Raw genomic sequence first — 12,049 nt, 5'->3', positions numbered from 1 at the left:
GTCCGCCCGCAGCGGTTGTCGCGTCAACGAACAGCCGGTCGGCACGCAACCCCATCGCGACGTTCCGAGGACGGACACCCCCCGACGCGGCCCCGACCCCCACCCCGCGCAAGGCGAAGACGCGCACCCCCACCCCGCGCAAGGCGAAAAACGCACCCCCCACCCCGCGCAAGGCAATAGACGCGCACCCCCACCCAGTGCAAAGCAAACGCACCCGCACTCTCCGACGAGACACCCGCCCGCCCCCTCCCTACGCTCAGGAGATGGCGGCGAACGCTCGAACCCGTCGGCGCGCGAGGCCGCCCGACCGGTGAGGAGCGCAGCGATGACGACGCAGAACAGCCCGGCCGAGGCCGACCGCGCCCTGAAGTCCAAGCACCGCAAGATGTGGGCCCAGGGCGACTACCCCTCCCTGGCGGCCGAGGTCATCCCCGAGCTGGGAGCGGTCCTGGTCGAGGCGTGCGGGGTGCGCCCCGGCACACGGGTGCTGGACGTGGCCGCCGGCTCCGGGAACGCCGCGATCCCGGCGGCCCTGGCCGGTGCGGACGTGGTGGCCTCCGACCTGACGCCGGAGCTGTTCGACGCAGGCCGGCGGGCGGCGGAGAAGCAGGGGGCGGGGCTCACCTGGCAGGAGGCCGACGCCGAGGCGCTGCCGTTCGGCGACGCGGAGTTCGACACCGTGCTGTCCTGCGTCGGCGTCATGTTCGCCCCGCACCACCGGCAGGCCGCGGACGAACTGGTCCGGGTCTGCCGTCCGGGCGGCACCATCGGGCTGCTGAGCTGGACACCCCAGGGCTTCATCGGCCGGATGTTCGCCGTGATGAAGCCGTACGCGCCACCGCCCCCGCCCGGCGCCGAGCCGCCGCCACTGTGGGGGGACGAGGACCACGTCCGCGCCCTCCTCGGCGACCGGGTCACGGACGTCCGCGCCGAGCGCCGCACGGTCCGCGTCGACCGCTTCGAGACGCCCGAGGCGCTCCGCGACTACTTCAAGGCGCGTTACGGCCCCACCATCAGCGTCTACAAGAACCTCGCCGGCGACCCCGGACGCGCCGCCGCCCTCGACGCCGCCCTGGCGGACCTCGCCCGCGACGGGGACCAGGGAGCGGGCCCGGGCGCGACGGCCCTGGAGTGGGAGTACCTGCTCCTCACGGCCCGCCGGGCGGGCTGACGACGGGCCGTGGCACCGTGGTCCGACGGCGCACAACTGCCGTACGACCACGGCACGCAGTCGGTCCTCCCCAGGTCGGATCTTCACCGCATTCAGCGAGTGAAGCGGCAAAACCGCACGTACCGTCGAATGCATGACGCATCTCGACGCGGGTGCCCGGCCCGACTCCGCGCGGCCGGCGACGGTCACCTCCCGCGAGACCGGCCTGACCGGTGCTCAGGTCGCCGAGCGGGTGGAGCGCGGCCAGGTCAACGACGTGCCGGTGCGCAGCAGCCGGTCCACCGTCGACATCGTCCGGGCCAACGTCTTCACCCGCTTCAACGCGATCATCGGCGTGCTGTGGCTGATCATGCTGGTGGTCGCGCCGATCCAGGACAGCCTGTTCGGGTTCGTGATCCTCGCGAACACCGGCATCGGGATCGTCCAGGAGTGGCGGGCGAAGAAGACGCTGGACTCGCTCGCGCTGATCGGCGAGGTCAGGCCGACCGTGCGGCGCGACGGGGCGGCCGGGCAGGTCAGCACGTCGGAGATCGTGCTGGACGACCTGATCGAGATCGGCCCCGGGGACAAGGTCGTCGTCGACGGGGTCTGTGTCGAGGCGGACGGCCTGGAGATCGACGAGTCGCTGCTCACGGGCGAGGCCGACCCGGTCGTGAAACAGCCGGGCGACCAGGTCATGTCGGGCAGCTTCGTGGTGGCGGGCGGCGGGGCCTTCCAGGCGACGAAGGTCGGCCGTGAGGCGTATGCCGCCCAGCTCGCCGAGGAGGCCTCGCGCTTCACCCTGGTGCAGTCCGAGCTGCGCTCGGGCATCTCCACGATCCTCAAGTACGTCACGTGGATGATGGTCCCGACCGCGATCGGCCTGGTCGTCAGCCAGCTGTTCGTGAAGGAGAACGGCTTCGACGACTCCGTCGCCCGCACGGTCGGCGGCATCGTCCCGATGGTCCCCGAGGGCCTCGTCCTGCTCACCTCGGTCGCCTTCGCCATCGGCGTGATCCGGCTCGGCCGCAAGCAGTGCCTGGTGCAGGAGCTGCCCGCGATCGAGGGGCTGGCCAGGGTCGACACGGTCTGCCTCGACAAGACCGGCACCCTCACCGAGGGCGGCATGGACGTCACCGAGCTGCGGCCGCTCCAGGGCACCGACGAGACGTACGTACGGAAGGTGCTCGGCGCGCTCGGCGCGTCGGACCCGCGGCCGAACGCCTCACTGAAGGCCATCATCGACGCCTACCCGGCCGTGGAGGGCTGGCGCTGCACCGAGGCCCTGCCGTTCTCCTCCGCCCGCAAGTACAGCGGCGCCGCGTTCGACGAGGGCGACGGACAGTCCGCCCGGTGGCTGCTGGGCGCGCCCGACGTGCTGCTGGCACAGGACGATCCGGCCCTGGCCGAGACCGGGCGGCTGAACGAGCAGGGCCTCAGGGTGCTGCTGCTCGCCCGGGTCGGGCGCGACCTGGAGGATCCCGAGGTGGCGCGGGGCGCGAAGCCCGTCGCCCTGGTCGTGCTGGAGCAGCGGCTGCGGCCGGACGCCGCCGACACCCTGCGCTACTTCGCCGACCAGGACGTCCGGGCCAAGGTCATCTCCGGCGACAACGCGGTGTCGGTCGGCGCGGTCGCCGCCAAGCTCGGGCTGTCGGGCAGCACCCTGGACGCGCGGCGGCTGCCCGCCGAGCAGGAGGGGATGGCCGACGCCCTCGACGGCGGGACGGTGTTCGGGCGGGTCACGCCGCAGCAGAAGCGGACCATGGTGGGCGCGTTGCAGTCCCGCGGGCACACGGTCGCGATGACCGGCGACGGGGTGAACGACGTCCTCGCCCTGAAGGACGCCGACATCGGCGTGGCGATGGGCTCCGGATCGGAGGCGACCCGGGCGGTCGCGCAGATCGTGCTGCTGAACAACAGCTTCGCGACGCTGCCGTCGGTGGTCGCCGAAGGGCGGCGGGTCATCGGCAACATCACGCGGGTGGCGACGCTGTTCCTCGTCAAGACGGTGTACTCGGTGCTGCTGGCCGTGCTGGTGGTGTGCTCGCAGGTGGAGTACCCGTTCCTGCCGCGCCACCTGACCCTGCTGTCGACGCTGACCATCGGCATCCCGGCGTTCTTCCTGGCGCTCGCGCCCAACAAGGAGCGCGCGAAGCCGAACTTCGTGCGGCGGGTCATGCGGTACGCGGTCCCGGGCGGGGTCGTCGCGGCGCTGGCGACCTTCGCGACGTATCTGCTCGCCCGGGAGCACTACACGGGGCCGGGGTCGCTGGACGCGGAGACCAGCGCGGCGACGCTCACGCTGTTCCTCGTCTCGATGTGGGTGCTGGCGATCATCGCCCGCCCGTACACCTGGTGGCGGGTCGCCCTGGTCGCCTCGATGGGCGGGGCGTTCCTGGTGGTGCTGGTCGTGCCGTGGCTGCAGCACTTCTTCGCGCTGAAGCTGGTGGGGGTGACGATGCCGTGGACTGCCGTCGGCATCGCCGTGCTCGCGGCGGCCACCCTTGAGGTGCTGTGGAGGTGGGTGGACCGCCGCTTTCCCGCTTAGCGCTCGGCTCGGGCGGTGAGAACTTCTGCCGTATGTCGCCCGCGAGCCGTCTGTGGCCGTTCGCGCCCACGCGGCGGAGCCGCGCATCGATACAGCCCCGCGCCCCTGACGGGCGCGCTACTGCCCGTCGGCACTGACGGGGCGCCTCTACTTCACGTCGACGTAGTCGCCCGTGGCGTTGACGGACGGGGTGGTCGTCGTGCCGGCGAAGCTGAAGCGCCAGTAGCCGTCGTACTGGGCGGTGGCGGTGGCCTTCACGTTGCCGTACTTGTCGGAGGTCACCGTCTTGACCGTGGTGTACGTGCTGCTGCCCGCCTTGCGGAACTGGAGCTTGACCGGCTGGCCCGTGTAGCCGTGGTAGGCGTTGTCCTCCCAGTTGGCGCGGGACAGCTTGCCGGTGGACGTGATGGTCCTGCCCTTGGTGACCGGCTCGGGGCCGGCGTTGACGGTCAGCTTGGAGTAGCGCTGCACCTTGGTCGTGCCGAGGCCGCCCTGCGTCTTCTCCTGGTCGTCGCTGGTGACGGCGAGGGCACCGGCACCCCAGGTGCCGGCGTCGGAGTTGAACAGGTCGCCGTCGGCCGGGTGGATGCTGATGACGCCCTTGCAGTCGAGGACCGTCGACGAGGCGGCGGTGCAGGTGGCCGGGTCGTCGCTGATGAAGAGGTTGTCCGCGTTGTCCACCGAGGAGCCGTGGTAGATCAGCGGGCCGGTGGCGAAGTTGTCGGAGCCGGTGTCGAGGTCGGCGGCGTGGGTCACGGTGTAGGTGACCGGCACGCTCACCACGTTGGTGGTGCCGACGACGATGTTCTTGCCGCTGTTGACCTTCACGCCGGAGAAGGTGACGTCGAGGGTCGAAGCGGTGGTGCCCGTGCCCGCGTCGGCCGAGGCGGAGCTGAAAGCCTGCTTGCCGGACGGGGCGTCGGCGGCGTGCGCGGCCGGAACGACGAGGGCGGAAAGGGCCAGGGCGCCGGAGACGGCGGCCACGGTGGCTCGCATGTGCATGTGTTCCCCAAGGGGAGGAGTGAGCTAGGAGTCTGACTGACTCGGATGATCAGATTCACGACCCCCGGGCAGGGTTGCAGGGCGCGGACCGGGTTTTGCCGTTCCGTCCGCAACGTTTGACGCGCTCGTGGCACATGCACGGCGAATACGACACCGCCGGCCCCGGCATGGCTCCGGGACCGGCGGTGTCGTCGCTCCGGCGGTGTTACTTCACGTCGACGAAGTCACCCGTGGCGTTGATCGCCGGGGTGGTCGTGGTGCCCGCGAAGGAGTAGCGGAAGTAGCCGTCGGCCGAGGCCTTGACGGTGGTCTTCAGCTCACCCGTGCTGTTGGACTTGATGGTCTTGAGGGTGGTGTAGGTGTCGCTGCCCTTCTTGCGGAACTGCAGCTTCACCGACTGGCCGGTGTAACCGTGGTACTTGTGGTCGTCCCAGTTGGCACGGGACAGCTTGCCGGTGACCGTGATGGTCTTGCCCTTCTGCACCGGCTCCGGCGAGGCGTTGACCGTCAGCTTGGAGGCCCGCTGGACCTTGGCCGTCTTGTAGACCTCGCGGATCTGGTAGTCGCCGTCGTTACCGGCGGCAGCGGCCCACACCTTCCAGGTACCGGCCAGGATGTTGCTGTAGACGTTCTCGTTCGGGTCGGCGATCAGCGTGACCTTGCAGGTGGCGGTGGTCGCGCTGGAGTTGGTGCAGTTGCCGACCTGCTCCTGGTCCAGGCTCTCCGGCACGATCGCGCCGTCGGCGTTCTCGGTGTCCGGGCCGTGCCACAGCATCGCGAAGGCGTCCTGGACGCCATCGGGGTCGGTGGCCGTCACGGAGACGGTGAAGGACTTCTTGACGGTCGTGCCGACCACGATGTTCTTGCCGCTGTTGACGGTCACACCCGTGATCTTGGTGTCGCCCAGGGACTCGTCCGCCGGAGAGGCGGCGGTGAACGGCGTGGCCTTCGAGGTGGACGGGACCAGCGACGCCAGGTTCGGCGCGTGGTTGTCCGCCTGCGCGGCCGGCACGGCGAAGGCGGAAAGGGCCAGGGCGCCGGTGACGGCGGCCACGGTGGCTCGGATACGCATGCGTTCTCCAGGTGGAGAGGGGCCCCGGCGCTCGTCGTCGGCTCTCGGGGCCCAAGTGATCGTGGAGTCTGTTGACTCAAGTGATCAGATAGCCCAGTGATACGTATGGTTGTACGACAGGTGAAAAAAATGTGCGGAAGTTTTCACCGGCCCCCGGACGGCACATCAGACATGCGCCGCCCCAGCCGTACCTCACCACCGGCTCAGTCGAACCACCGGTCCCGCGCCAACTCGTCCGTACGGGACGGGTCCTCCAGCAACGCCGCCACCTCGAACCGCCGCGGCCACTGCCCCGCCGCCCAGGCGAGCCCCGCGGCGACGCCCTCCAGGGTCGCGGCGTGCAGGACACCGTCGTCGGTGAGCCGCCAGTCGATCTCCACGCCGTCGACGACGAGTTCCTCGTGCTCGACATAGGAGGCCGGGGTCTGCCGGCCGAGCAGCACCCGCACCGGCTCCGGCACGTCGTGCTCGGTGCCCTCGGAGGTGACCTCCCCGGTGACCGACTCGCTCAGCCGCCGCACCTGGAACAGTTCGGCCAGTTCGGCGGCGCGTGACGGACGTACGGGAAGCAGCGGCACGCCCTCGGTGAACGGCAGCAGGTCGGGCGAGTCGCACACCACGGCGTCGGCCGCATCCACGACCTCCACCCGGCCGTCGGTGACGGCCCGCAGGTCGTCCGGCAGGGTCACCTGCTCGGGATCCAGATCGGCCAGCGCCCCGTACAGGGCGTGCAGTTGAGCACCCGTCACCTCACGCTCGGGGTCGGCGAGCCGCTCCAGCAGCTCCGCGGCACCGCCGGGCTCGTCCAGCAGCGCGGCGACGGACGTCCGCACCCCCAGCGCCCGCAGCACCTGCTCGTCCTCGAACCCGGTCGCGTCGGCCTCGTCGTACAGCCCGCGCAGCAGCGGATCGCCCCCGGCGGCCCGGAGGCCGGCCGGGCGGCGGCCGTCGAGCACCGGGTTCCCGCGCAGCCACCATGCGGTGTACGGCCGGACGACCTCGTGCGTCCCGTCGGGCAGCAGGATCCGCACGGGCTGCACGAGCGCGTCCCTGAGCGGCGGCCGGGACAGCAGCGCCAGCGCCTGCGCCCACTTGTCCTCGTCGACGAGGTCCAGGTCCCGTACGGCGACGATCTCGGTGGCGACCGGCGGCACCGGGCTGTCCGGGAAGCGGTCGAGGACGTCCTCGCACCACACGTCGACCGCGTCCAGCAGGCCGGCGTCGTCGGGCTCGGCGAAGTCGCCCTCCCGAGGCTCCAGTTCGTCCGGGTCGAGGACGACGTCGGTGGCGCGGACGATCGCGAAGTCCACCAGGACACCGCAGGCGGCGAGCGGCTGCTCGCCCCACTTCTCGGCCAGTTCCGCATCCACCGCGGCGAGTTCGCCCTCGCGCATCACCCGGGCGAAGGGCCCGCCGGGGAAGACGAGTTCGCACGCCGGGGCCGGTTCGCCGTCCTCGTCGGGCAGGGCGAGCGCGCCCAGCCAGGGCTCGTCGCCGGGCTCGAGACCGGCGTCCCGCACCAGCGCGAGGACGGTGTCGGCCAGTTCGTCGGCGTCGAGGACGTCGTCTTCCCAGTTCACGCCGCCCTCGTCGTCCAGGGACGCGGCGACGGCGGCCCGGACCTGCGGGGTGGTGAGGATCGCCCGGGGTGTCGCGGGCAGGGCGCCGAGCTTCTCCAGGATCGGGTGGGCGGCATCGGGGTGGGCGACCTTGAGGCCGAGCCGGGCCAGCACCTCGGGGTCGAGCCGGGCGGCCTCCGCGCCGGGCAGCAGGATCTGCCGGGGCCCGACGGTCGTCCGGCCGTCCGCCAGAGGCACCGGGAGCCCCGACAGGCGGTCCGGGTCGACCCCGGCCAGGCTGTCGTAGAGCCGCCACCACCAGCCGGGCTCCCTCTCCAGGCCGGCCAGCCGGTCGATCGCCTCGCTCAGCGGGACGCGGGCGACGCCCAGGGTTCGCAGCTCGGCGCGGCGCTCGAGACCGGCGGGCAGCAGGGTGGGGAGCACCTCGGCGAGCACGCGCACGGTGTCCGCGCCCGCGCTCTCGACGACCTCGGCGTCCCGCGGCCGCAGGGTGTCCGGCAGCTCGTCGTCCTCGCGGGGCGGGAGCGCGGGCGGCAGGAAAGAGGTCCGCGGCAGCCGCTGGAGGATCGCCTGGCGCAGGGCGCCGTCCAGTTCGCCCTTGCCGAGCGGGCCCGGCACGAGGTCGATGATCCCGGACGTCACCGGCCGCCAGTCGCCGAGGAGTTCGGCGTAGGCGTCGGCCGCGCGCTCGACGAGGAAGTCGGTCAGCGGGCCGGGGGCGGCGTGCCGGCGGGTGGAGTCCAGCGGGAACGAGGCGATGAGCAGCGCCGGGACGCCGAGCGGCTCGTCGCTCGGGGTGGGGGCGTGCACGACGGCGTCGGTGCGGGGCCGGGCCGGGCTGCCGTCGCTGTCCACGGGCACGGCCCAGGTGACGGACCAGTGGGGCCGCAGCCGCTCCTCGACGGGCCGGTCGGCGAGCAGGCCCGGCGGGAGGGGGCCGTGGGCGGCGACGGCGCGCCAGTGGGTGACGCCGTGGGCGGAGTCGTCGACGACCGTGAAGGCGCCGTCGGTGCGGCGGGTGAGGGTGCGCGGGCTCTCCCCGTTGATCTCGACGACCAGCTCTTCGAGTCCGGGCAGGGTGAGCAGCAGGGCGTCGTCCACGGCCCGCAGCAGCCGCTCGGTGAGATCGGCCGCGGCGGCGTCGCGCAGCGGCAGGATGACGGCGGTGTCGTAGGGGGCGGGGGCGGTGCCCTCGGCGGCGTACGGCAGCCGCAGCAGGGGTACGTGGCCGTCCCGCCGCCGGACCTCGTCCCCGAGGCCGGGGCTGTGCCGGGCGGTCTCGGCGGCCAGGGCCCGGGCCTCCGCGAGCGACCACCGCACACCGCCGTGCCGGCCGACGACGGCGGGCTCGTCGGTGACGGACAGCACGGCGGCGAAGCCGACTCCGAACCGCCCCACGGAGGAGGTGTCCCCGGTGTCCCGCTTGGCCGACGCCCGCAGGGTGGACAACGACTCGACCCCGGCCGCGTCCAGCGGGGCGCCGGTGTTGGCGGCGACGAGCACGTCGTCGCGCAGGGTGAGCCGCAGCCGCCCCGGTACTCCGGCCCGGGCGGCGGCGTCGGCCGCGTTCTGGGCGAGTTCCACGACGAGCCGGTCCCGGTAGCCGCCGAGGACCAGGTCCTCCTCGGCGTTGGCGTCCTCACGGAACCGGGCGGGGCTGGTGGCCCAGGCGTCGAGGACACCGCGCCGCAGACGGGCGGTACCGAACGGATCGGCCCCCTCGGCGGCGGGCCGCACGAACTTGCTGCTCACGTTCCGTTCCTTCTCCTCGTGGACGTCCTCGTGGACGTGAGGAGAAGGTACCGCTTGGGGAGCGGACGGCGTGCGCCCGCCCGTACCGCTTGGGGAGCGGACGACGTGCCCCTGCCCGTACCGGTTGGGGAGCGGGGGTCACCGGCCGGCGACGCGGACGGCCGGTCGGCCGGCCGGCACGGCCGGTGACGTGACCGACGTGTGCGCGGCCGGCCGCTACGAGTGCCCCAGTTCCTCCGTGTCCGCGTCCGCCGTCGGTGTCACCGAGCCCGAGTCCGGGGCCGGGCGCAGCGGGAACGGGTCGACCCGGGTCTCGTCGATGACCGGGGCGGGCGGCTGGGGCGGGCGGGGCATGACCGCGGCCTCGGAGTGGCCGCCGCAGCCGTAGGCCAGGGAGACCAGGCGGCCGTCGGCCGGGGAGAACTCGTTGGCGCAGGCGCCGAAGGCCTGGCCGAGGGAGCCGCTGATCGGGACGAGGAAGCCGCAGCTGACGCAGGCCGCGGGGGCAGACTGGGCCATGGGGGTCTTGGGGCCGAACGCCTCCTCCCAGCGGTCGGCCGCGCTGTGCAGGCCGTAGCGGGACAGGACGCGGGCCCGGCGCATGCCCAGCTCCTGGGCGACCGCCGGGATCGACCCACGCGACGGAGCCACCGTGAAGCCGGAGGCGGAGCCGGCCGTGAGGTCCGCGTCCTCCGACTCGACCAGGTCGGCCATCTCGTGGGAGACGGGGACGTTCGGCGCCGGCTCGTCCTCGCCCGAGTAGCCCGGCTCCAGCCGAAGGTCCTCGGCGTCGGTGGGCAGCAGATCGCCGGGCCCCATGTCGCCGGGACGCAGCCGCTCGCTCCACGGCACCCACTCGGGAGCCAGGACCGCGTCCGGCCCGGGCAGCAGCGCGGCCTCGTCCACCGTGACGATCTTCGCCCGGGAGGCCCGGGCCACCGTCACCGCCCAGCGCCAGCCCCGGTAGCCGAGCTCCCGGCACTCGAAGAAGTGCGTGACAACGCGGTCACCCTCGGAGACCAGTCCCACGTGCTCGCCCACGATTCCTGGCGCCGCGGCCTCCTCGGCTGCGGCGCGTGCGAGGTCGACGGCCTCGGCGCACAGACGGTCAGGGGTGCGGCTTCGCGTTGTCGCTGCGCTCACAGGTATCGCTTCTCTCCATACGCCGTCTCACGAGTGCGCCGCTCCCGGCGCGGGGGCGGACGGAGCGGACCGGGGGACCGCGTCGACGTCCTTCATCCATTTTGCGGGATGGCTGAGATACGCACGCTACCCTTCCGCCCCACGTCGCGTACACCGACGGTCCAGTTGCGCCGTCCACCGCACCCCGCGCCGCCGCCCCGGACAGTCACCCCACAGGCCCTATACAAGCGGTAATGGCACTACCCACGGCCTTATCGGGGCACTATGACGTCGTGGCAGCCGCGAAGACACCCCCGGGCGCCACCGGGACCGGTGGGTCGAAAGGGGTCAAGGGAAGTATCCGACCGGGCGGACCGGGCCGTGTGGGCGGCTTCTTCCGCTCGTTCGGCCGTGCCCTGCGCTTCCCGGTGACCGGCACGGCCCGGGGCATCCGCAAGGCCACCCACGCGCACGGCGCAGGAGAGTCCGGCCTCGGCAAGCTGATCGAACTGCACGGGGTGAACGGCGCCGGCGACGTCATGATCACGGTCGCCCTCGCCTCCACCGTCTTCTTCTCCGTGCCCACCGACGAGGCGCGCGGGCGCGTCGCGCTCTACCTCGCCATCACCATGGCGCCCTTCACCCTCCTCGCCCCCGTCATCGGCCCGCTCCTCGACCGTCTCCCGCACGGCCGCCGCGCCGCCATGGCGGGCGCGATGCTGGCCCGGGCCCTGCTCGCGATCGTGCTGTCCGGAGCGGTCGTCAGCGGCGGCCTGGAGCTGTACCCGGCAGCGCTCGGCGTCCTCGTCTCGTCGAAGGCGTACGGCGTGGTCAGAAGTGCCGTCGTGCCCCGGCTGCTGCCGCCCCGGTTCTCGCTCGTGAAGGCCAACTCGCGGGTCACCCTCGGCGGCCTCCTCGCCACCGGCATCGCCGCGCCCGTCGGTGCCGGACTCCAGCACATCGGGCCGCGCTGGCCGCTCTTCGGTGCCTTCGTGCTCTTCGTGGCGGGGACGATCCTGTCGTTCACGCTGCCGCCGAAGGTCGACTCCGCCAAGGGCGAGGACCGTGCCCTGCTGGCGGCGGACGAGCAGCACCTGCACGGGCCGCACCGGCAGCCGGTCAAGCGGCCCGGGCTGCGCACGGTCGGCCCGGCCGTCACCCATGCCCTGGCCGCCAACGCCGCCATCCGCTGTCTGACCGGGTTCCTGATCTTCTTCCTGGCGTTTCTGCTGCGCGAGCACCCGGTCTCCGGCCAGAGCGCCGCCGTGTCGCTGGGGATCGTGGGCGTGTCGGCGGGCGTGGGCAACGCGCTCGGTACGGCCGTGGGGGCGTGGCTGCGCTCCCGCGCGCCGGAGATCATCATCGTGACGGTGGTGGCGTGCGTGGCGGGCGCGGCGATCACGGCGGCGGTGTTCTTCGGCGCGGTCATGGTGGCCGGTCTGGCGGCGATCGCCGGTTTCGCGCAGGCCCTGGCCAAGCTGTCCCTGGACGCGCTGATCCAGCGGGACGTGCCCGAACTGGTCCGTACGTCGGCCTTCGCCCGCTCGGAGACGCTGTTGCAGATGTCCTGGGTGCTGGGCGGCGCGATCGGCATCGCGATGCCGCTCAACGGGACGGCCGGGCTGGCGGTGGGTGCCGCGATCGTCGGCACCGGGTGGCTGGCGACCGTGCGGGGGCTGATCGACTCGGCCCGGCACGGGAGCACGGGGCGGGCCCGGGTGGCGTAGGGCCGCACGGGGCCGGGCAGGGGGCCTTCCGATGGATCTCCCAGGGAGCCGTACCCCGCGTGGGCGGTCCATTGCGCGGGCCCGATAGCCTTCGCC

General features: G+C 72.8%; 7 protein-coding genes. 3 read left to right on the top strand and 4 right to left on the bottom strand.

Annotated features, from left to right (window positions below; all coding sequences use genetic code 11):
- The first annotated feature begins 325 nt into the window (after nucleotides 1-325).
- Both ACFCXS_RS32140 and ACFCXS_RS32135 read left to right on the top strand, forming a co-directional pair.
- Entirely contained in the window at nucleotides 326-1,171 is an 846-nt protein-coding gene (locus tag ACFCXS_RS32140) for a class I SAM-dependent methyltransferase (protein WP_376646866.1), read from the top strand.
- 133 nt (nucleotides 1,172-1,304) lie between these two features.
- Nucleotides 1,305-3,698: an HAD-IC family P-type ATPase gene (locus tag ACFCXS_RS32135; RefSeq protein WP_376646865.1), complete on the top strand. Its 2,394-nt coding sequence runs from the start codon at nucleotides 1,305-1,307 to the stop codon at nucleotides 3,696-3,698.
- A gap of 147 nt (nucleotides 3,699-3,845) precedes the next feature.
- Here ACFCXS_RS32135 and ACFCXS_RS32130 read toward each other — a convergent pair whose 3' ends face one another.
- The 4 genes from ACFCXS_RS32130 to ACFCXS_RS32115 form a co-directional block, all read right to left on the bottom strand.
- The gene (locus ACFCXS_RS32130) at nucleotides 3,846-4,700 is read right to left on the bottom strand and encodes a hypothetical protein (protein WP_376646864.1); all 855 of its coding nucleotides are present in this window, start codon (nucleotides 4,698-4,700) and stop codon (nucleotides 3,846-3,848) included.
- Between the two features lie 205 nt (nucleotides 4,701-4,905).
- On the bottom strand, nucleotides 4,906-5,772 hold the full coding sequence (locus tag ACFCXS_RS32125) for a DUF5707 domain-containing protein (protein WP_376646863.1): 867 nt from the start codon (nucleotides 5,770-5,772) through the stop codon (nucleotides 4,906-4,908).
- Nucleotides 5,773-5,975: 203 nt separating this feature from the next.
- Nucleotides 5,976-9,104: a sacsin N-terminal ATP-binding-like domain-containing protein gene (locus tag ACFCXS_RS32120; RefSeq protein WP_376646862.1), complete on the bottom strand. Its 3,129-nt coding sequence runs from the start codon at nucleotides 9,102-9,104 to the stop codon at nucleotides 5,976-5,978.
- Nucleotides 9,105-9,320: 216 nt separating this feature from the next.
- Nucleotides 9,321-10,247: a DUF3027 domain-containing protein gene (locus ACFCXS_RS32115; protein WP_376646861.1), complete on the bottom strand. Its 927-nt coding sequence runs from the start codon at nucleotides 10,245-10,247 to the stop codon at nucleotides 9,321-9,323.
- 272 nt (nucleotides 10,248-10,519) lie between these two features.
- On the opposite strand from ACFCXS_RS32115, the gene ACFCXS_RS32110 reads away from it, so the two are divergent.
- On the top strand, nucleotides 10,520-11,953 hold the full coding sequence (locus tag ACFCXS_RS32110; protein WP_376646860.1) for an MFS transporter: 1,434 nt from the start codon (nucleotides 10,520-10,522) through the stop codon (nucleotides 11,951-11,953).
- Nucleotides 11,954-12,049 lie beyond the last annotated feature (96 nt).

This window comes from Streptomyces sp. NPDC056373 (assembly GCF_042262425.1).
Lineage (GTDB): Bacteria > Actinomycetota > Actinomycetes > Streptomycetales > Streptomycetaceae > Streptomyces.
Note: the sequence above shows the minus strand (reverse complement) of the source record. Positions and strands in the feature narration are given on the sequence as shown.

Excerpts from the sequence above, each read along its gene's own strand:
- ACFCXS_RS32130 (WP_376646864.1), bottom strand. The coding sequence starts at position 4,700 with ATGCACATGCGAGCCACCGTGGCCGCCGTCTCCGGCGCCCTGGCCCTT.
- ACFCXS_RS32140 (WP_376646866.1), top strand. The coding sequence starts at position 326 with ATGACGACGCAGAACAGCCCGGCCGAGGCCGACCGCGCCCTGAAGTCC.
- ACFCXS_RS32125 (WP_376646863.1), bottom strand. The coding sequence starts at position 5,772 with ATGCGTATCCGAGCCACCGTGGCCGCCGTCACCGGCGCCCTGGCCCTT.
- ACFCXS_RS32135 (WP_376646865.1), top strand. The coding sequence starts at position 1,305 with ATGACGCATCTCGACGCGGGTGCCCGGCCCGACTCCGCGCGGCCGGCG.